The 19,982-nt window shown below is 70.6% G+C and carries 20 protein-coding genes; 9 read left to right on the top strand and 11 right to left on the bottom strand.

Annotated elements, in window-relative coordinates; genetic code table 11:
• Positions 1-75: 75 nt before the first annotated feature.
• The 7 genes from BXA11_RS38305 to BXA11_RS38340 all read right to left on the bottom strand — a co-directional run bounded on the left by BXA11_RS38305 (position 76) and on the right by BXA11_RS38340 (position 7,712).
• Complete coding sequence (locus tag BXA11_RS38305) at positions 76-777, bottom strand: hypothetical protein (RefSeq protein ID WP_076442622.1); 702 nt, start codon at positions 775-777, stop codon at positions 76-78.
• A 192-nt stretch (positions 778-969) separates the two neighbouring features.
• Positions 970-2,049: a glycosyltransferase gene (locus BXA11_RS38310; RefSeq protein ID WP_076442624.1), complete on the bottom strand. Its 1,080-nt coding sequence runs from the start codon at positions 2,047-2,049 to the stop codon at positions 970-972.
• Positions 2,046-3,005: a hypothetical protein gene (locus BXA11_RS45150; protein ID WP_239105144.1), complete on the bottom strand. Its 960-nt coding sequence runs from the start codon at positions 3,003-3,005 to the stop codon at positions 2,046-2,048. Before BXA11_RS45150 ends, BXA11_RS38310 begins: the two co-directional genes overlap by 4 nt.
• Positions 3,006-3,164: 159 nt before the next feature.
• Positions 3,165-5,267, bottom strand: a complete 2,103-nt coding sequence (locus BXA11_RS38325; RefSeq protein WP_076442626.1) for a (Fe-S)-binding protein — start codon at positions 5,265-5,267, stop codon at positions 3,165-3,167.
• 226 nt (positions 5,268-5,493) lie between these two features.
• The gene (locus tag BXA11_RS38330) at positions 5,494-6,111 is read right to left on the bottom strand and encodes a TetR/AcrR family transcriptional regulator (RefSeq protein WP_239105145.1); all 618 of its coding nucleotides are present in this window, start codon (positions 6,109-6,111) and stop codon (positions 5,494-5,496) included.
• 18 nt (positions 6,112-6,129) lie between these two features.
• Complete coding sequence (locus tag BXA11_RS38335) at positions 6,130-6,900, bottom strand: class I SAM-dependent methyltransferase (RefSeq protein WP_076442628.1); 771 nt, start codon at positions 6,898-6,900, stop codon at positions 6,130-6,132.
• Positions 6,897-7,712: a sugar phosphate isomerase/epimerase family protein gene (locus tag BXA11_RS38340; RefSeq protein ID WP_036409336.1), complete on the bottom strand. Its 816-nt coding sequence runs from the start codon at positions 7,710-7,712 to the stop codon at positions 6,897-6,899. The genes BXA11_RS38335 and BXA11_RS38340 overlap by 4 nt, the downstream gene beginning before the upstream one ends.
• A 163-nt stretch (positions 7,713-7,875) precedes the next feature.
• Here BXA11_RS38340 and BXA11_RS38345 point away from each other — a divergent pair, with 163 nt between their 5' ends.
• From BXA11_RS38345 to disA, 6 genes are all read left to right on the top strand, one after another.
• A complete protein-coding gene (locus BXA11_RS38345; protein ID WP_076442630.1) occupies positions 7,876-8,574 on the top strand; it encodes a class I SAM-dependent methyltransferase in 699 nt (232 codons plus the stop codon).
• 67 nt (positions 8,575-8,641) lie between these two features.
• Positions 8,642-9,019, top strand: a complete 378-nt coding sequence (locus BXA11_RS38350) for a MerR family transcriptional regulator (RefSeq protein WP_030512308.1) — start codon at positions 8,642-8,644, stop codon at positions 9,017-9,019.
• On the top strand, positions 9,016-9,330 hold the full coding sequence (gene trxA / locus BXA11_RS38355) for a thioredoxin (protein ID WP_030512307.1): 315 nt from the start codon (positions 9,016-9,018) through the stop codon (positions 9,328-9,330). Before BXA11_RS38350 ends, trxA begins: the two co-directional genes overlap by 4 nt.
• A gap of 73 nt (positions 9,331-9,403) precedes the next feature.
• Positions 9,404-10,429, top strand: a complete 1,026-nt coding sequence (locus BXA11_RS45885) for a metalloregulator ArsR/SmtB family transcription factor (protein WP_373320630.1) — start codon at positions 9,404-9,406, stop codon at positions 10,427-10,429.
• 61 nt (positions 10,430-10,490) lie between these two features.
• Positions 10,491-11,927 (top strand): DNA repair protein RadA, encoded by a 1,437-nt coding sequence (gene radA, locus BXA11_RS38370; RefSeq protein ID WP_076442632.1) that lies wholly within the window; start codon positions 10,491-10,493, stop codon positions 11,925-11,927.
• Positions 11,928-12,122: 195 nt separating this feature from the next.
• A complete protein-coding gene (gene disA / locus BXA11_RS38375) occupies positions 12,123-13,211 on the top strand; it encodes a DNA integrity scanning diadenylate cyclase DisA (protein WP_231514192.1) in 1,089 nt (362 codons plus the stop codon).
• Between the two features lie 103 nt (positions 13,212-13,314).
• Here the strand turns inward: disA and BXA11_RS38380 are convergent, their stop codons facing one another.
• Entirely contained in the window at positions 13,315-13,983 is a 669-nt protein-coding gene (locus tag BXA11_RS38380) for a Type 1 glutamine amidotransferase-like domain-containing protein (RefSeq protein WP_076442634.1), read from the bottom strand.
• Between the two features lie 244 nt (positions 13,984-14,227).
• Complete coding sequence (locus tag BXA11_RS38385; protein WP_030512302.1) at positions 14,228-14,926, bottom strand: hypothetical protein; 699 nt, start codon at positions 14,924-14,926, stop codon at positions 14,228-14,230.
• Positions 14,927-15,065: 139 nt separating this feature from the next.
• On the opposite strand from BXA11_RS38385, the gene BXA11_RS38390 reads away from it, so the two are divergent.
• The 3 genes from BXA11_RS38390 to BXA11_RS38400 all read left to right on the top strand — a co-directional run bounded on the left by BXA11_RS38390 (position 15,066) and on the right by BXA11_RS38400 (position 17,287).
• Entirely contained in the window at positions 15,066-15,932 is an 867-nt protein-coding gene (locus tag BXA11_RS38390; protein ID WP_030512301.1) for an HhH-GPD family protein, read from the top strand.
• Between the two features lie 99 nt (positions 15,933-16,031).
• A complete protein-coding gene (locus BXA11_RS38395; protein WP_076442636.1) occupies positions 16,032-16,640 on the top strand; it encodes an RNA polymerase sigma factor in 609 nt (202 codons plus the stop codon).
• Complete coding sequence (locus tag BXA11_RS38400) at positions 16,637-17,287, top strand: hypothetical protein (RefSeq protein WP_076442638.1); 651 nt, start codon at positions 16,637-16,639, stop codon at positions 17,285-17,287. The genes BXA11_RS38395 and BXA11_RS38400 overlap by 4 nt, the downstream gene beginning before the upstream one ends.
• Positions 17,288-17,353: 66 nt before the next feature.
• On the opposite strand, the gene BXA11_RS38405 is transcribed toward BXA11_RS38400, so the two are convergent.
• Positions 17,354-18,289, bottom strand: a complete 936-nt coding sequence (locus tag BXA11_RS38405; protein ID WP_076442641.1) for a TIM barrel protein — start codon at positions 18,287-18,289, stop codon at positions 17,354-17,356.
• A 372-nt stretch (positions 18,290-18,661) separates the two neighbouring features.
• On the bottom strand, positions 18,662-19,982 hold a 1,321-nt coding region (locus tag BXA11_RS38410), incomplete at its 5' end, for an AAA family ATPase (protein WP_143734769.1).

Genomic DNA, 19,982 nt, shown 5'->3' on the forward strand with positions numbered 1-19,982 from the left:
TTGCCGCCCTGACAGAGGAAGAGCCGGCGACCACCGTCAGGTTGTGAGCATCGTCCGCACGCCCAGAGCCCCTGATCACACGAGTCCGCAGGGCCGCCAGGCGATCGGCACACGTGGCGACCACTGCCCGCCGTCACCGCGCACCACCACATAGGCGGTGAGCGGCGGCGCGAACGAGCTGCCACCGCACAGCACCCGCTCAGTGTCGATCGAGTAACTGCCCGCCGGTCCCTTACCGCCCGCCTGCGCCGTAGTACGGCCCTGCCACAGCACCCGGTCATCCGAGGCGCGCTTGACCTGGATGGTGACCTGGATACCCGGCGTCAGGTAGTAGCCGCGGACGACCACGGTCTGGTACGGCCCCTCGTTGGTGGTGGAGCAGCTTCCACCGTCGCAGGAGGGCCTGCTGCCGGCGTGGTTGCGCTTCACCATGATGACCCAGGCCAGCCTGCGGACCGCACTGTCGTTGTCGCGCCGCGCCTGGGTGCGGGAGCTGGGGACCACGCACCGGTAGTCACCGGGGTATGCCTCCCGCCAGACGAACCCGGTCGTGCACGCGTGCCAGACGCCGGAGGCGTTCTCCGAGCGCGTACGGTCGCGCACGGACGGGTCCACGCAGACGTGGTCGCTGGGCCTTGCGCCGCGCCAGACGTACCCGCTGGCGCAGGTGTCAGGGGCGAACGCCGTCTCGGCGGCGGCCCCCGTGACCCCGAGCACCGACATCGCCAGGCACCCCGATGCGGTTATCGCCACGAACTTGCCGGAACGTGTGAGCATGTCTTCCTCCGGGAGAGAGCAAGGAACGGATCGCGGGCGGGGACACTCCCGGCCCCCGTGATCGCATCCTGTCCCGCACCCCACCGCCGGTACATGAGTAACCCCCTACTCACATTCCGGCTCTCCGGAGCGCGGACCTGAAGACGACAAGCCGTGAACCGATCAAGAAAGGCATCCGTCCGCTGACGCTCGTCAGGGGCGGGAGCGCAGGCCGTACATGAGCTCTTCCCAGCGGATCGCGACGGCCGCCACGGCGTGGGGGGACGCGGTCTCCAGCGCCCCGGCCGCCAGCTTCATGCGGCGGCGTTCGTCGTCGACGAGGGCGAGCAGCGCACAGGCGAGCGACTCGGCGTCGCCGCCCTCCCCCTCCTGGACCAGCACGCTGTCGTGGCCCGGCCGGAGGAACTCCGCGGGCCCGCGGGCTCCGGCGAAGCCCACGATCGGCACCCCGCAGCTCAACGCCTCGATGACCGTCATGCCCAGCACCTCGTGCCGCGCCGGCACCGCGACGATGGACGCCTTGGCGAACTCGCCGGGCAGGTCGGGGGTGGTGCCCATGAAGTACACGTGGTTGTGCAGGTCGAGGTCGCGGACGAGGGCGCGCAGCCGCCGCTCCTCCGGGCCCCCGCCGTACAACCGCAGCCGCCAGTCGGGCCGCTTGTCGGCGACGATCGCGAAGGCCCGCACGAGCTGGTCGTACGACTTGCCGGGCACCAGCCTGCCCCCGGCGCTGACGATCCGGTTGTCCATGCGGGAGCGCGGCCAGGGCGTCCCGGGCAGGGCGTCGGGGATGACGTGGACCGACAGATCGTCGTCGAGCAGCCGCACCCACTCCTCCCGCCGGCCGGCCGTGCTCGCCACCACGGCGTCGAGGCGTGGATAGAACCGGCGCACCGGGCCGGGCACCGACGGTCTGCTCCACTCCCGGGCGATGCGGACGACGTCCCGCGGGGCATACCTGGCGGCCTGCACGCTCAGCGACGGCCGGCTGGTGATCAGGACGTCGGCGTGCAGGCCCCGCAGCATGCGCCAGAGCGCCACCTCGGTGCGCACCTGTCCCCGGGGAAGCAGGTGATGGACACCCGGCCGGGCGTCCACGAGCCAGCGCAGCGTCACCCGGCGGTCGACCGGGAAGAACGGCGTCTCCCTGGTGCGCCGGACGCTCACCACCTCCACCTCGTGCCGTGAGGCCAGCCCTCCCGCGAGGTTGAGCATCGCCCGCACGTCGCCGCGCATGCCGTACGCCGAGGGGAGCAGGAACGCGATCTTCACGCTCCCACCTCCAGCAGCAGCTCGTCGCCCGGAGTGAAGCTGGGCCGGATCGGCACGCCGTCCACGAGCGCGTGGGGATAGTGGACGCGGCGGCGCTTGCCCTCGACGTCGTCGAGCCTGGCGCCCAGCGGCAGCGCGCCGTCGACGCCGTCCACCTCCAGGTAGGGCTCCCAGGAGCCTTGGGAGTCGGGGGTGGCGGCCAGCACATCGCACAGCGAGAGCGCGGCGTGGAACCGGACCCCCTGGACGGTGGCGGCGAACCGCACGGTCGCGGCCGGGTCGTCGAGCCCCTGCTCCCCGTGCCTCAGGTCGCCGTGCCTCGGGTCGCTGTGGTCCTGCTCGCCGCGACCCGGGTCGCCGTGCCCTGAGTCGCCGTGCCGTGAGTCGCCGTGCCGTGAGTCGCCGTGCCTTGAGTCACCGCGACCCGGGTCGCCGTGGCCTGAGTCGCTGTGACGCAGCGCGAGCGTGGCGCGGCGGTGCTGGTCGTCGTCGTCCAGGCCGGTGTAGGCCAGCAGCCCGGTCACCTCGAAGCGCCCCTCGCGGAACCACACCGCGCGGACGTCGGCGACCGGCTCCGCCGGGTCTATCTTGAGGGCCAGAAATCCGTTGCGTGTGCGGTAGGCCCGGTAGGCCAGCGTCCGGCGGCCCAGCGCGTACGCGTCGAGACGGTCGAGCGAGAACCCGGGATCGGCGCTCTCGATGCGGGCGCGGACGCCGTCCTGTTCGAGGTAGGTGTCCCAGCGGCCGGGACCGAGGCCGAGGGGCGCGAGGGAGACCGCGACGCTGGCGTCCCTCGTACGCCCGCCGGAGGCGCCGAGCGTCACCCGCCGTTCCTCACCCGTGCCCCGTTGCCGCAGGACCAGGCGGGTGCCGTCCGCCAGCGGCTCGGCGATGGACAGACGCAGGGAGAGGACGTCCGCCAGGGTGACCTCCGCGTCGATGACGACCACACCCACCGTCCAGCCCCCTCCCCGTCGATTGAGCCAACGTTGAGGTTACCGTGATTTTCCTGTTATGTGGAGAAAGCCTTTGTCACTCTTCCGTGAAACACCGTTCATTCCCTCGCCTTGACCGGGGATTTCCACAAATAGTTCACGATCACGGCAAAGGCCGCTTTACTCCTGCTTGATGGATTTGATGAGGAGCTGGGCGACGTCCACGACCTCCAGCGACTCCTTGGCCTGACCGGCGTTCTTCTTCTCGTTGATCGCGTCGCCGAGCATCACAAGGCAGAACGGGCAGGCGGTGGAGACGGTGTCGGGATCGGTGGTCAGCGCCTCGTCCACCCGCTCGGTGTTGATGCGCTTTCCGATTCGCTCTTCCATCCACATCCGCGCGCCGCCGGCGCCGCAGCAGAATCCGCGTTCCTTGCAGCGGTGCATCTCCTGGGTCTGAACGCCGGGCACCTTGGCCATGATGTCGCGCGGCTGGGCGTAGACCTTGTTGTGCCGGCCCAGGAAGCACGGGTCGTGGTAGGTGATCTTCTCCTCGATCGGGGTGATCGGGGTGAGCCTGCCCTCCTCCACCAGATGCGCCAGCAGCTGGGTGTGGTGCACGACCTCATACGTGCCGCCGAGCTGCGGGTATTCGTTGGCGAGGGTGTTGAAGCAGTGCGGGCAGGTGGCCACGATCTTCTTGACGCCGGCCTCGTTGAGCGTCTCGATGTTCTGCTGGGCGAGCATGTTGAACAGGAACTCCATGCCCAGGCGGCGGGCCGGGTCGCCAGTGCAGGCCTCCATCGGGCCGAGCACGCCGAACTTGACCCCGGCGATGTGGAGCAGTTCCGCCACGGCCTTGGTGGTCTTCTTCGCCCGGTCCTCCAGCGCGCCGGCGCAGCCGACCCAGAACAGGTACTCGACGTCCTCGGGCATCGTCGAGTCGATGATCGGGACCTCGAAGTCGAGCTCCTCGATCCACTCGGCGCGCTTCATCTCGGACATGCCCCACGGGTTGCCCTTGTTCTCCAGGTTCTTGAGCATCACGCCCGCCTCGGACGGGAACGACGACTCGATCATCACCTGGTAGCGGCGCATGTCGAGGATGTGGTCGATGTGCTCGATGTCGACCGGGCACTGCTCGACGCAGGCGCCGCAGTTGGTGCACGACCACAACACGTCGGGGTGGATGACCCCGTCCTCACCGACGAGCGGCTTGTCGAGCAGGGCCAGCACGTCCTCGGAGAAGCTCTCCTTCTCCTTGTCCCCGGCCAGCAGGTAGGGCGCGACCGCGAAGGCGTGGTCCCGCTGGTCGAGGATGAGCATCTTGGGCGACAGCGGCTTGTCGGTGTTCCAGGCCGGGCATTGGGACTGGCAGCGGCCGCACTCGGTGCAGGTGTAGAAGTCGAGGAAGCCCTTCCAGGTCGTGTCGGTGATCTTGCCGCGGCCGAACACGTCGGTGTCGGGGTCGGCCTCCTCGAAATCGAGCACCGCGCCGTTGCTGCGCATCGGCTGGGCCGGGCCCATCCCGTCGGGACGGCGGGAGAACAGAACGTTCAGCGGCGCGGTGAAGATGTGCAGGTGCTTGCTGTTCACCACGATGACCAGGAACACCAGCATGAGGCCGATGTGCAGCAGGAGGGCGATCTGCTCCAGCAGCTCGCTGTGCGGCAGGACCTTCCCGATGGCCAGGCTGGCGAACGCGCCGGAGTCATAGGGGAAGTTGCCGTTGGCGGCCGCGGCGCCCCGGGCGAGGAACAGCGTCCAGATGATGTTGAAGATCATGAACAGGACCAGCCAGGCCCCGCCCAGGTGCGAACCGGAGAATCGGGAGCCGCGCCCGAGCTTCTTCGGCGAGTTCTTGATCCGGATGGCGGTGAACGCGACCAGCCCGAGCAGACAGGCGACCGCGATGAAGTCCTGCAGGAAGCCCAGCACCGGCCAGGTCCCGATCAGCGGGATGTGGAAATCACTGTGCCCGGTGATCGCACCCTGGATGACCGCGCCGTACGCCTCGATGTAGACCGTCAGCAGGATGAAGAACGCCCACATGACGAAGAAGTGGGCGGTGCCGGACGGCGTCCACTTCAGCAGCTTGCGCTGGCCGAAGACCTCGACCAGCTGGGCCTTGATCTCGGCGCCGGCGTGCTCCTTGGCGTACTCGATCCGCTCCGGGGCCGGCTGGCCGCTGGTGGCGAGCCGATAGAGGAACAGCACGCGACGGCCCGCCAGCCCGACCGCCACGGCGGTCGCGATGAGGCCCACAATCGCTACCCAGAGCACGAGTCCCTCCCATATCGAACGTCGGCGGCCAGCGTAGGGGCGCGGCGCCCTCACGTGGGCGGTCGTGTCCCGCCCTGTGGATAACGCCTACGCTTCCCGAATGGTACCGGCGAGTAACTTATCCTGCGTCACGCTCGGCGAGTGGCGCTCGTCACTGCGTTTCCCGCCGACGGCTCGATACTAGAACAAAGCTCTACAAAGGGGTATGAGAGGGGCGTCCGTAAATCTATCCGTCCAGGTAGCGCTGCATGGCGGGGCCCACCAACACGACGATCTCTTCGACGTCGGCGGAGGCCATCGGCTCGAACCTGAGGATGTACCGCGTCATCACCACGCCGAACAACTGCGCGAAGGCCGCCTCCATCCGCAACGGCGGAACGTCCAGCGCCTCGGCCACCCGCCCGAGGACGGCCGTCGCGAAGAACTCCCTGACCATGCCGACGGCCTGCTCGTTCACCATCGCCGTCCGCACCAGCCCCAGCAGCGGCTCCCTGGCCGCGGGGTCGGCCGTCATCGTCAGGATGAAGCGGACGATGCGCTCGCCGACCTCCTCACGCGGCCCTGACAGGATGAGGGGAAGCACCGCGGAGGGGTCCACCGGCAGCCGCATGGCCGCGACGAACACGCCCTCCTTGCTGTCGAAATAGTGGTGGACGAGAGCCGGATCGACACCGGCCTCCCGGGCGATGCCGCGGATCGTCGCCTTGTCGAACCCCTTCTCCGCGAAGACCCTGCGCGCCGCGGCGAGGATCTCCCCGCGGGTGTCCGCCGAGCCCGGACGCCGGCCGGGCCGGCGCCCCGGCCGCCGCCTGCCGCCCGAGACCTCCGGCACCTCCGTCGTCACATCGCTCCCCGCTCAAGCTCAGCCCCTGCGGCCCACCGCAAGATACACGCGCATGGGGACGGTCAGCCGCCCGTCGGGAAAGACCCGGCCGAGTTCGGCGCGCTCCCTGGCGAGCAGCTCCGCCACCACGTCACCCTCCATCCTCGCCATGTACGAGTGGGAGCGCAGGTCGACAAGGAAGTCCTCCAGCCGCACCGACCTGGTCCAGTCGACCCAGGTGTCGGCCACGGCGAGGCCGGCGTCGGACATGGCCGCGGCGATCGGCGGCATGCTCCACCCGGGCAGCACCGGCCCGATGTAGCCGGGGCACGACTCCGCGAGCCGCACCTGGTTGGCCGCCAGCCAGTCGGCCTTGCCGGGATCCACGCTGTTCCACCAGCCCGCCACCGCGCCGCCGCCCACGATCACCCGTACGGCCTCGGCCACCGACAGCGCCGGGTCGAGCCAGTGCCACGACTGGGCGTACGTCACGAGGTCGGCCGCGCCCGCGCGGAAGGGCAGGTCGTTCCCGTCGGCCAGCAGCGCCGGGCAGGCCGTGCGGGCGCGCAGGCGGGCCAGCATCTGCTCGCCGCGGTCCACGGCGACGACCCGGGCGCCGCGGTCGAGCAGCCCCCGGGTCGAGATGCCCGTGCCCGCTCCGACGTCGATCACGGTCGCCCCCGCGAGCCGGACTCCCGACAGGGTCTCCAGCGCGACGTAGAGGGCCTCCGGGTAGTGCGGCCTCGCCGCGTCGTACTCCTGGGAGACCCGGTCGAAGACCCGGTGGCTGTCCGCGAGCCGCTCGTTCATGAGGCCGTGGAGGAGGCGGCGAAGTGGAGCCTCGCGAAGGCGAGCGCCTCGGTCAGATCCTCGATCCGCTCGCTGCGGCTGGTGGCCTTGCGGGTGTTGATCTCCAGGACGACGAGGCCCCGGTAACCGTTGCCGGCAAGGCGTTCCAGGATCGGCCCGCAGGGCTGCGTCCCCCGGCCGGGCACCAGGTGCTCGTCCTTGTTCGTGGTGCCCACCCCGTCGGCCAGGTGCAGGTGGGCCAGCCGCTCGCCCAGCTTGGTCGCCATCTCCATCGCGTCGGACCCGGACACCGCCGTATGGGACAGGTCGAGCGTCACGTCGGGGAAGTCGAAGTCGATGGGGTTCCAGTCCGGCGCGTACGGCACGACCTCGTTGCCCCTGGCCCGCAGCGGGAACATGTTCTCCACCGCGAAGACGACGTCCGTCTCCTCGCGCATCCGGGCCAGCCCCTTCTCGAACTCCCTGGCGTAGTCGCGCTGCCAGCGGAAGGGCGGGTGGACCACGACGGTCTGCGCGCCCAGCCGCTCGGCCGCCTCGCGGGCCCTGCGCAGCTTCAGCCACGGGTCGCGGCCCCATACCCGCTGGGTCACCAGCAGGCAGGGCGCGTGCACGGCCAGGATCGGGATCTCATAGTGGTCGCGCAGTCGTTCGAGGACCTCGATGTCCTGGCTGACCGGGTCCTGTCCCACCATGATCTCTACGCCGTCGTACCCGAGCCGGGCGGCAAGCTCGAAGGCGTCCGGCGTACGCTCCGGGTACACCGACGCCGTCGACAGCGCCACCTTGCCGCTGGGCACGCGGATGTCACTCATGAGGCCAGCCTCCCCTGGCGGCCCGCGGGCACGTTCCAGTGCCGTGGCCGTGGCCGTCCGTTCGCTCCATGCGCCCGTTCACGGATCCAGCCTAAGCCGCACCCGCGCCGTGCGCCGCTTCGCCACAATCAACTACCCAAGGTCGCGAACTAATGTGGGGCGCATGGCACGGATCGTGAGCGGGGCCGTACCCAGTCCGAACATCTGGAACACTCCCCAGATCTACGAGCTGGAGAACCTCGCCGTGGGACCCGCGGGCGCGGCCGAGGCCGCGATGCGGGCCGTACGGCCCTGGGACGGCGCGACCGTGGTCGAGATCGGCTGCGGCAGCGGCTTCCATCTGCCCGTGCTCGCCGCGTCCGCCGGGCGGGTCGTGGGCGTCGAGCCGCACGGCGGCCTGGCCGCGCAGGCCGCCGCCCGCTGCGCGTCGCTGCCCGGCGTCTCGGTGCGTACGGGCACCGCGCAGGCGCTGCCCCTTCCCGACGCGTCGGCCGACGTGGCGATCGCGCGGTGGGCGTACTTCTTCGGGCCCGGCTGCGAGCCCGGCCTGCGCGAGCTGGGGCGGGTGCTGCGCCGGGGCGGCGCGGCCTTCGTCGTGGACGTGGACGCCTCGCGCGGAGCGTTCGGCCGCTGGTTCCGCCGGTCGCTGCCGTCGTACTCCCCCGAGGCGGTGGAACGCTTCTGGTCCCGGCAGGGCTGGCGGCGCGAGGAGCTGGACCTGCGGATGACGTTCCGTACCAGGGCCGACCTGGAGGCGGTGCTGCGCATCGAGTTCACGCCCGAGGTGGCCGGCGAGGCGCTGCGGGAGATCGAGGGCCTGGACGTCGACTACCCGAACGTCCTGCGCTGGCGGGAATTCTGAATCCGGGCTTGACCTTGTCACCGGCGTCAAGCTTTACCGTCGTGCCAGGACAGCCGAGGAGGGGCCGATGCGGATCGGCGAGCTGGCCCGGCGCGTGGGAGTGAGCACCCGGGCGCTGCGCTACTACGAGCAGCGGGGGCTCATCCGGTCGCGCCGCTCGGCCAACGGATATCGCGAGTACGACGAGTCGGACGTCCGGATCGTCACCGAGATCCGCGAGCTGATGTCGGTCGGCTTCACGCTGGAGGACGCCCGCCCGTTCGTGGACTGCCTGCGGTCCGGACACCCGTCCGGAGGCTCCTGCCCGGAGTCGGTGGCCGTCTACCGGCGCAAGCTCGCCGAGATCGACCGGGAGATCCGCGACCTGCTGGCCCGCCGCTCGGAGGTGGCCGCCCAGTTCGCCGACGCCTGCCCCGGCTGTCTCCTACGACGAGGAGAGTCATGATCACACTGACCGCTGAGAACTTCGACGAGCAGGTGCTGCACAGCGACAAGCCCGTGCTGGTGGACTTCTGGACCGACTGGTGCCCGCCGTGCAAGATGATCGCCCCGATCCTGGAGGAGATCGCCGCCGAGTACGGCGACCGCCTCACGGTGGCGAAGATCAACGCCGACGACCACCCCGAGATCGCCCAGCGCTACAACGTCCTGGGCTTCCCCACGCTGAACCTCTACCGCGACGGCGAGATCGTCCAGCAGATCAGGGGCGCCAAGCCCAAGCGGCTGCTGCTCGCCGACCTCGCGGGCCACTTCTAGGTCACGCCTGTCTTGCCGAGAGCTGCTTATATAAGCGTTGACTTTTATAAGTGGCTCTCGGCATAGTGGGCGCGTGCACGCATTCGACGCGCTGGGGGATCCGGTGCGACGCCGGATCCTGGAGCTGCTCTCCCATGGCGAGCAGACGTCGGGCGCGCTCACCTCGGTCATCCGTGCCGAGTTCGGGATCTCACAGCCGGCCATCTCCCAGCATCTGCGCGTGCTCCGCGAGTGCGGACTGGCGTCCGTACGCGCCGAGGGCACGCGGCGGCTGTACGCCGTCGAACCCGCGCCTCTGCGGGAGGCCGACGCCTGGCTGGAGCGGTTCCGCGGCTTCCTGGAGCAGCGGATCGACGCGCTCGGCACCGAACTGGCACGGGGCAGACGGGAGCGGCGGCACGGCGGCGGCGATGCCCATCACGCAGCCCACGACGGACGGACCGACGAGGAAGAGCGGCCAATGAGCGACTTCATCGACATGATCAACCAAGCCCATCGCACGGTCGGCACGCGCGACCTGCCCGAAGGCGAAGCCCGCACGGTGCTGCTGCGGCGCACCTACGACGCCGGCGTCGAGGACGTGTGGGACGCCTGCACCGACCCCGAGCGAATCAGCCGCTGGTTCCTCCCGGTGAGCGGCGAGCTGAAACTCGGCGGGCACTACCAGCTCCAGGGCAACGCGGGCGGGGAGATCCTGCGGTGCGAGCCGCCGCGGCTGCTGCGGGTGAGCTGGCTGTTCGGCGAGAACCCCGGCTTCAGCGAGGTCGAGGTGCGGCTGAGCCCGGAGGGCGATGGCCACACCGTGTTCGAGCTGGAGCACGTCGCCGTGGTGCCGCCCGAGTTCTGGGACCGGTTCGGGCCGGGTGCCACGGGCGTCGGCTGGGACCTGGCGCTGCTCGGGCTCGGCCTGCACCTGCGCGGCGAGATGATCGACGACCCCTCCGCGTGGGAGCAGTCGGAGGAGGCGCGGGAGCTCATGAGGCTCAGCAGCACCCTGTGGGGCGAGGCATACCGGGCCTCCGGCGCGCCGGACGACGTGGTGACCGCCGCGGTCTCCGGCACCACCGCCTTCTACGCGCCGGAGCAGCCGCAGGCCTAGTTCCCGCCCCGCCGCCGCTTTCCTGAAGGGATTGTCGGCGGCGGCCGGTAACCTCCCGCACGTGAGCAAGGCAGCGAAACCGGCGTACCGGTGCGGCGAGTGCGGCTGGACCACGGTCAAGTGGGTCGGCAGGTGCGGGGAGTGCCAGGCGTGGGGCACGGTCGAGGAGGCCGGGGCCCGGCAGGGCGTCCACGTGGTCAAGCCGGGCGCGGTCTCCGCCCCCGCCGTCCCGATCGGCCAGGTGAAGGCCGAGGTCGTCAGTTCGCGGACGACCGGAGTCCCCGAGCTCGACCGCGTGCTCGGCGGCGGTCTCGTCCCCGGCGCGGTCGTGCTCCTGGCGGGAGAGCCGGGCATCGGCAAGTCGACGCTGCTGCTGGAGGCCGCCGCCCGCACCGCGCAGGGCGAGACGGTCCTCTACGTGACCGGCGAGGAGTCGGCCGCCCAGGTGCGCATGCGCGCCGACCGCATCGGCGCTATCGAGGACAGGCTCTATCTGGCCGCCGAGACCGACCTGTCGGCCCTGGTGGCGCACGTCGAGAAGGTGCAGCCGAGCCTGCTCATCGTCGACTCGGTCCAGACGATCGGCTCGGCCGACGCGACCGGAGTGCCCGGCGGCGTGACCCAGGTCAGGGAGGTCGCCGGCAACCTGGTCCGCCTTGCCAAGGAGCGGGCCATGTCCACGGTGCTCGTCGGCCACGTGACCAAGGACGGCACGATCGCCGGCCCCCGCGTGCTGGAGCACCTGGTGGACGTCGTGCTCCACTTCGAGGGCGACCGCAACTCGCGGCTGCGCCTGGTGCGCGCGGTGAAGAACCGGTTCGGCCCGATCGACGAGGTGGGCTGCTTCGACCTGCACGAGCGCGGCATCACCGGGATCGCCGACCCCAGCGGGCTGTTCGTCTCCCGCCATCCCGAGCCGGTGCCGGGCACCTGCGTCACCGTGACCATCGAGGGCACCCGGCCGATCCCGGCCGAGTTGCAGGCCCTGGTCGGCCCGACCGAGGCCCCCCAGCCCCGCCGCACGTCCTCCGGTCTCGACTCCTACCGGGTGGCGATGGTGCTCGCCGTCATGGAGCGGCGGCTCCACGCCAAGATCGGCAAGTGCGACGTCTTCACGGCCACCGTGGGCGGGATCCGCCTGACCGACCCCGCCGTGGACCTCGCGCTGATGCTGTCGGTCGTCAGCGCGGCCGGCGACCAGGCCCTGCCCGCCGGGCTCGTCGCGCTGGGCGAGGTCGGCCTGGCCGGCGAACTGCGGCCCGTGCGGGACGTCAGGCGGCGGCTGGCCGAGGCGGCCCGGCTCGGCTTCACCCGGGCGCTGGTGCCCACCGGCTCGCTGGAGGAGGAAGGCCCGCGCCTGGAGGCGGCGGCGAAGCCCGGCCGGCTCGTGGCGCTGCGCTCGCCGGCCGGCCGTACGACGCCGTTCGCGCCGGGCTTCGAGGTCACGGAGGTGGAGAACGTGTGGGACGCGCTCAACCTCATGAGATCCGCGGGGTGATCGGCCGTCACACCGGTGAGCACGGCATCACGCCGGTAAACTCTGTTGCCTGTCCCGTCGGTCGTGGCCTCGCCCCCGCGCCCCCGGCGGGCTTCACAGGGCGCCTGCGGAGCGCCTCGCGGATCTCGCCGCGGCAAGGGATCGGTAGGAAGACGATCTGACGGATAACGACCGGGCGAGCCCACTGGGGTGCATGTGCTGGACAACGACAAGGCGATCGACGACCGCAGAAGGGCCGTGCTCGCCGCGCTCGCCCCGGGGACGGCGCTGCGCGACGGGCTGGAGCGCATCCTGCGCGGCCACACCGGCGGACTGATCGTCCTCGGGTACGACCGCACGGTCGAGGACATCTGCACCGGCGGGTTCACGCTCGACGTCGAGTTCTCCGCGACCCGCCTGCGCGAGCTGGCCAAGATGGACGGCGCGATCGTGCTCGACACGGCCCACCTGAGGATCGTGCGGGCCGCCGTGCATCTCGTGCCCGACCCGGCCATCCCCACCGACGAGTCCGGCACCCGGCACCGCACGGCGCAGCGGGTGGCCAGGCAGACCTCGCTCCCGGTCATCGCGATCAGCAAGTCGATGCGGATCATCGCGCTCTACCTCGACGGCATCCGCTACGTGCTGGAGGAGTCGGCCGCGATCCTGTCCAAGGCCAACCAGGCTCTGGCGACGCTCGAACGCTACAAGAAGCGGCTCGACGAGGTCTCCGGCAACCTTTCGGCCCTGGAGATCGAGGACCTCGTCACGGTCCGCGACGTGGCCGTCGTCGTCCAGCGGCTGGAGATGGTCCGCCGCATCGCCCGCGAGATCGAGGGATACGTCGTCGAGCTCGGCACCGACGGGCGGCTGCTGTCCCTCCAGCTCGACGAACTGTTCGCGGGCGTGGAGACCGACCGCGTGCAGATCATCCGCGACTACGCGCCCGGTGCGCTCGGCGCGCGGCCGTACGGGGACGCCGACGCCATGCGGGAGCTGGACGAACTGTCGTCCGGCGACCTGCTCGACCTGTCGAAGGTGGCGCAGATATTGGGCCACCACGGCGGCGACGCGCTCGACACGCCCGTCAGCCCGCGCGGCTTCCGGCTGCTCACCAAGGTTCCCCGCCTCCCCGGGGCGATCGTCGACCGGCTCGTGAGCCATTTCGGCGGCCTGCAGAAGCTGCTCGCGGCCAGCACCGACGACCTCCAGGCCGTCGGCGGCGTGGGTGAGACCCGGGCGCGCAGCGTCCGCGAGGGCCTGTCCCGGCTCGCCGAGTCGTCCATCCTGGAGCGCTACCTCTGATCGATGCGCGGCTGTTCGACTCGATGACCTGCCGGAGCGGCTGAGGAGCGCTCGGTCACGGCGGTGCGAGCACGAGGACGGAGAGGTCGCCGACGCTCATGATCTAGGGGGTGAACAGCTTCCAGTGCCCCTCGGAGACGACCTCGACATGGCCGTCGATCACCTTGATGGCGGTCTCATCGTCGATCGCGTACGCCTGATTCGGGATGCCGGCCGCCCACCTTTCCGCCTCGGCCATGGTGTTCTCCGGCAGGAGTTCGTGATCCAGGTGCGGGAAGATCGAGAAGTCGACGACACCCAGGGTGCTGTCGTCACCCGAGGGCGGCTTCCACTGGACGAAGTCCTCCCCGATATGGGGAGTCATCACCATGCTCCCGGCGCTCAGTCCCGCCCAGACCGTCTCGCTCAGCGACGGCAACAGATCCGCCAGCCCGGACTGCCGCATCCAGTGACACAGGTACAGCGCATCGCCGCCGTTCACCAGCAGGACGTCTGCCTCCCGGACCCAGGGGATCCAGCGCTCTTCACCGATGCTGGGCAGCGCGGTGAGCTCCAGCACTCCCACGGACTTCCACCCCAGCTCGCACATGGGCAGGGCGGACTGTCCACTGATGAAACGCCATGCGCCGACAGGAGTGCCCTGGGGGTGCCCGTATGACGCGGTGGGGATGCAGAGGGCGTGGGACTCGGCGATCGGCTTGCCCAGGAGGTCGACCAGCGCGTCGTGGATGCTCGCGTTCGCGATGCCGGCGGATGTGAGAAGGAGCCGCATGATGCCCTTTCCTGAGCGCTCTGTCGCTGCCCTGTGTCAGAAACGCCTGTGTCAGAAGCGTCGGTCACCGGCACGGCGATCCCCTCCACGACCAAACTGATTGCAGAATGAAATCGGTTGGAGTGACGCTAACACGACCAGTTGCGAAGTGCCACCAGATTTGCCGGCTGACGTACGACGCCCGGTGCGCCGGTCGGGATACCCGATCAGGCGGCGATCGAGGCGCCGGACGACCGGCACCCTCTCAGCGCAGATGGAAGACGATCTTCGGGCTCTTCAACCGGCCCGAGTGGGCGGTCGCGATGTACGTGCCGGGGTCGGCGGCCGGCCGCTTGCCGGCGCACGTGCTGCCCGAGCGGTGGCGGTCCCATTTGATCGAGCGGACGTAGGGGATGCCGCGCTCCAGCAGCTGCCTGTCCACGCCGTCGCCCGCCACGCAGTCGGCCGTCGACCACACGCGATCGCCGCCCGACAGCACCCGCATCTCCAGCGTGCGCGGCCCGACGTCCACCGTGCACTCGACCTTGCTCGTGCTCACCACCGTCAGCAGGAAGGACGGGGTGACCCCCTTGCCGTACACGTCCTGGCCGGTCTGCAGCGCCAGCACGAGGTCCTTCTCGTCGCACGGATCGCCGGGGCGTCGCGGCTTGCCGGGCGAGGGCGAGACGCTCGCGGAGGCGGACGGCGACGGCTGCCCCGCGACGGCGCCGGAGACGGCGGGCGTCTTCGGGGCCAGCCCTGCGGGCAGCGAGACGACCAGGCGGTCGGAGGGCGTCGCCTTGACAGCGGCGGCGGTCTCGTCAGGCCGTCCGGAGGCGCTGCTGCACGCCCATGCCACGACCGCCACCACGACGAGCATCCCCGTGAGCACCGACACCCGGCGGCGCCAGTAGACGTCCGCCCCCTCGACGCCCACGTCACCACGGAAAGTGTCCGGATCCATACGGACAGTATGGGGAGCCCTGGGGGGCAGCCGGGAACGGCTCGCTGAACCTTGTCCTTCTCCAGATCACAGCGTCGCCGGGTCTTTGCGCAATCGGGCGTCCCACGCGCGCCGGCGCGGCTCTCGGTACAGTCGGGGCGTGTCCGCCTCCCTGCGTGAGCCCATCCTCGACTGGTATGCCGAGCACAACCGCGATCTGCCCTGGCGGCGTCCCGACGCGACCCCCTGGGGCATCCTGGTGAGCGAGATCATGCTCCAGCAGACGCCCGTCGCCCGGGTGCTGCCGATCTGGACCGAGTGGATGGAGCGCTGGCCCACCCCGGAAGCGCTCGCGAAGGAGTCCCCCGGCGAGGCCGTACGCCACTGGGGCCGGCTCGGCTACCCGCGCAGGGCACTCAACCTGCACGCGTGCGCGCGGGCCATCACAGCCGACCATGACGGCCGCGTGCCGGCCACGTACGACGAACTGCGGGCCCTGCCCGGGATCGGCGACTACACGGCGGCGGCCGTGGCCAGCTTCGCGTACGGCGGCAGCCACGCGGTGCTCGACACCAACGTGCGGCGAGTCCTGGCCAGGGCGGTGCGCGGCGAGGAGTATCCGCCGAAGGCGCCCACGGCGGCCGAGCGGCGGCTCGCGGAGTCGCTGGTGCCCCCGGTGGGCGCGCCCCGCTGGGCGGTGGCCGTGATGGAGCTGGGCGCGCTTGTGTGCACCGCCAGGGCGCCCCGCTGCGAGCGCTGCCCGGTCACCGCGCAGTGCGCGTGGCGGCTGGCCGGACGTCCGGCCCACGACGGCCCGGCTCGGCAGGGCCAGACGTACGCGGGGACCGACCGGCAGTGCCGCGGCCGCCTGCTCGCCGTGCTCCGCGAGGCGCACGGGCCGGTCCCCAAGGAGGCGCTGGACGCCGTCTGGGCCGACCACGTGCAGCGCGAGCGCGCGCTGGACGGCCTCCTGGACGACGGCCTGGCCGAGGTCCTCCCCGACGGCACCTACCAGTTGCCCTCCTGACCCCGGCCGCCCGGAAGGCGAAGCATGGCGTCCTTCTCGGCGCTCCGGAGGAGCCGGCGGGAACGAGGGTGGCCGGCCGGACAGTGCTTGTGTGTGGACATGTCACTGCGCGCCCGGATACGTGACGGGGATGCCGAGGCGTTCGAAGCGCTCTTCGAGGAGATGGAACGGCCGGTATTCAGCCACGCCTTCCGATTGACCGGGGACTGGTCGGTCGCCGAGGACGTGCTGTCGCTGACCTTTCTCGAGGCGTGGCGGCTGCGGCATCGAATCGACGCCGACGGCGGGTCCCTGCGGCCATGGGTGCTCGGGATCGCGACCAACGTGGCGCGGAATCTGCGCCGGGCGGCGAGGCGGTACGACGACGCGCTGGCGAGGATGCCCAGAGGCCACCCCGTCCCCGACTTCAGCGACGAGATCGTCGGCCGTATCGACGCCGCCGAGCAGTTGGCCGCGATCCGGCAGGCGTTCGGCTCGCTGCGCCGCCAGGAGCAGGAGGTGTTCGCCCTCTGCGTGTGGTCGGGGCTCGACCACGCCGAGGCGGCCCAGGCGCTGGGCGTCGCGGTCGGGACCGTCAGATCCCGCCTGTCCAGGGCGCGCAAGAAGCTGGAGAAACTCGCCGCGGAACGGCAACGGGCCTCCGGATGGCGACAGGTAAAGGGTGACCACGACAGCGTGGTCCGGTCCATAGGGGAGGAGAGCCGATGAACAAGGGCGAGCGCGAGGCGCTGGCCGGGTTGCTGCCGTTCGAGGCGGAACCACGTCTCCCGAACGACCGGCGTCGCCTACTCAAGGAGTTCATCATGTCGGAAATCCGCACGTCGGCCGGGCGCCCCCGGCGACGCCCGCTGCGCCCCGCCCTCCTGGCCTCCGCGCTGGCCCTGGGGGTCGCGGCGGCCGTGGGCGTCCCAGCGCTTCTCGGCGGCGGGACACCCGCGTACGCCGTGTCGAGGAACGCCGACGGGACGCTCACGATCACCATCGATCAGGCGAAGGACCCCAAGCCGCTGGAGGCCACGCTCCGCGGCATGGGGGTGAACGCGGTCGTCGACTACATCCCCATGGGGAAGCGATGCTCGCCTCAACCCCGCAGCACGAGCTTCCTGTCCCGGCAGGAGGCGCAGCACCCCGCCGACGGCAGGCCGTTCCTGATCTGGCCGTCCGACGAGCCGGGGTTCCGCATCGACCCGGCCGCGGTCAAGCCCGGGCAGACGGCGGTGCTGGAGTTCAACGTCTCCGCCGACGAAACGATCGCTGCCATCTGGGCGAACATCTCCCGTGGGCCCGTCGCGCCCTGCACGCTCGTGGACAGCGACGAGGCGCCGCTCGGCCCCCCATCCGGCTGGGACGACTGACCGCCTCGGCGGGCGCCGGGGCGGCAGTCGAAGACGGCCTGCCCGGCGCCCCGCCTCGGGCGCCTGTCAGGCGGCGAGCTTGAGGCCGAGCGCGGTGAGGTTGCGGCGCGTCCAGTCGAGCTCGTCGGCGAGCTTCGCCACCAGGGCGGCGGGCCCCTTCGCCTTGGAGGAGGTGAGGTCGTGGGCCTCCACCTCGACGTGCGCGGTGCCGTTCACCGCCCCGGACAGGATCGCGGTGAGCGTGTCGGCGATCACCGGCTGGGTGCTGGGGATCTCCTGGCTGTGGTTGTGCACATGGCTGAGCTTGACCACGGGGGCGCCGGCGAGGGCCAGGCCACGCAGCGCCGCGTCGGGCTCCTCGGCGCCGCAGGACAGGTGGCAGGCGTCCAGGCAGACGCCGAGGTGATCGGAGTCGATGTCGCAGACCCGCTCAAGGGCCTGCTCGGTGGTCTCCAGCACGCAACCGGGCCAGGGCTCGAAACCGACCCTGATGATCTTTCCGGTGACGCTGTAGAGGCCGCGCAGCTCACGCGAGAGCCGTTCGAGCCGGCGGGAGGCGATGGTGTGCAGGTCGGCCGGCCAGTCGCGGCGCCAGCCGATGGGGATCGTGGAGATGCCGCCCGACTGCACGTCGTCCGGCAGCAGGAACGCGAGGATCTTCGCCAGCGCCATGGTGTAGCGGTAGCGCTCGGGCTTGGCCCAGTCGGGTCCGGGAACCTCCTGGTTGCGCCCGCCGGTGCCGTTCAGGCTCACGCACTCCAGGCCGCGCTCCTCCAGCGACCGGCGCAGCCGTACGAGCTCGATGCGATCGGCGATGAGGTGGTCCGCCACGGCGGGAGCGAGCCACAGCCCGATGCCCAGCCGGTCGACTCCCAGCTTCCTGCGCACCGGCACGGCGTAGCGCGTGAGGTGGGCGATCAGGTTCTCCAGATCCTCGGCGGGATGTACGCCCGCGTTGTAGGCCAGGTGAACCAGCGTCCCGTCGTCGTGCAACAGGCGCATCAGGTGCCTCCAAGGCTTGTGCACTTCCGGACCGCCAATTCGCCCACAGGGCGTGTCCCGACCGCATGGGACTCCGGTCCTCCTACCGCCGGGATCTCTCCCGGGCGGACCGAGCTTCCCCCGTGTGCCCGGTCCTCCGCGTCCGCCCCGCAGCGGATTGTCCGGTACGCCGCAGGGATGACATTCCGTCCGGCCGCGCTCGGACATACCGCGAGCGGACTCTACAAAGTGTAGTACTACGTCCGGTGGCGTGATACCGGTTCTCGCCCTCTCGGCGGGAAGGTGACCGCACCGTGACCGAGGCACGGCGAAAAGCCGAAGGGGCGCCCCTCACGGAGCGCCCCTCGGGTGGAACGGGTTATCGCAGGCGGATCAGCGCTGGACCGCCTCGGCGATGGAGGCCGCCGAGTCCGGGACCGCCGGGCTCTTCGCCTCACCGGTGAAGGTGAACGTCGCGGCGTCGCCTTCGCCCTCGATGTCGATCTTGACGACCTGGCCCGGCCGCAGCTCGCCGTAGAGGATCTTCTCCGACAGCGTGTCCTCCAGCTCGCGCTGGATCGTGCGCCGCAGCGGACGGGCGCCCATCACCGGGTCGTACCCGCGGTCGGCCAGCAGCTGCTTGGCGGCCGGGGTCAGCTCCAGGCCCATGTCGCGGTCCTTCAGGCGCTCGGCCACCTGGGCGAGCATCAGGTCCACGATCTGGATGATCTCCTTGGGCGTGAGCTGGTGGAAGACCACGATGTCGTCGACGCGGTTGAGGAACTCGGGCCGGAAGTGCTGCTTGAGCTCCTCCTGCACCTTGGACTTCATCCGGTCGTAGTTCGACTCGGTGTCGTTGGCGCGGGCGAACCCGACCCCGATGCCCTTGGAGATGTCCCGGGTGCCGAGGTTGGTCGTCATGATGATGACGGTGTTCTTGAAGTCGACCACCCGGCCCTGGGCGTCGGTCAGGCGACCGTCCTCCAGGATCTGCAGCAGCGAGTTGAAGATGTCGGGGTGGGCCTTCTCGATCTCGTCGAACAGGACCACGGAGAACGGCTTGCGCCGCACCTTCTCGGTCAGCTGGCCGCCCTCTTCGTACCCGACATAACCGGGCGGGGAGCCGAACAGCCGCGAGACGGTGTGCTTCTCCATGAACTCCGACATGTCAAGCATGATCAGCGCGTCTTCGTCGCCGAACAGGAACTCCGCCAGCGCCTTGGACAGCTCGGTCTTCCCCACACCCGACGGGCCGGCGAAGATGAACGACCCACCCGGACGGCGCGGGTCCTTCAGCCCGGCGCGGGTGCGCCGGATCGACCGCGACAACCCCTTGATCGCGTCGTCCTGACCGATGATCCGCTTGTGCAGCTCGTCTTCCATCCGCAGCAGCCGCTGCGACTCCTCCTCGGTCAGCTTGAACACCGGGATACCGGTGGCGGTGGCCAGAACCTCGGCGATGAGCTCCTCGGTCACCTCGGCCACGACATCCATGTCGCCGGCCTTCCACTCCTTCTCCCGCCGCTCCCGCTTCAGCTGCAGCTGCTTTTCCTGATCCCGCAACGCCGCGGCCTTCTCGAAGTCCTGCGCGTCGATCGCGGACTCCTTCTCCCGCCGCACATTCGCGATCTTCTCGTCGTACTCGCGCAGGTCCGGCGGCGCCGTCATCCGGCGGATCCGCATCCGCGAGCCCGCCTCGTCGATCAGGTCGATC

Source organism: Microbispora rosea (genome assembly GCF_900156315.1).
Taxonomy (GTDB): domain Bacteria; phylum Actinomycetota; class Actinomycetes; order Streptosporangiales; family Streptosporangiaceae; genus Microbispora; species Microbispora rosea.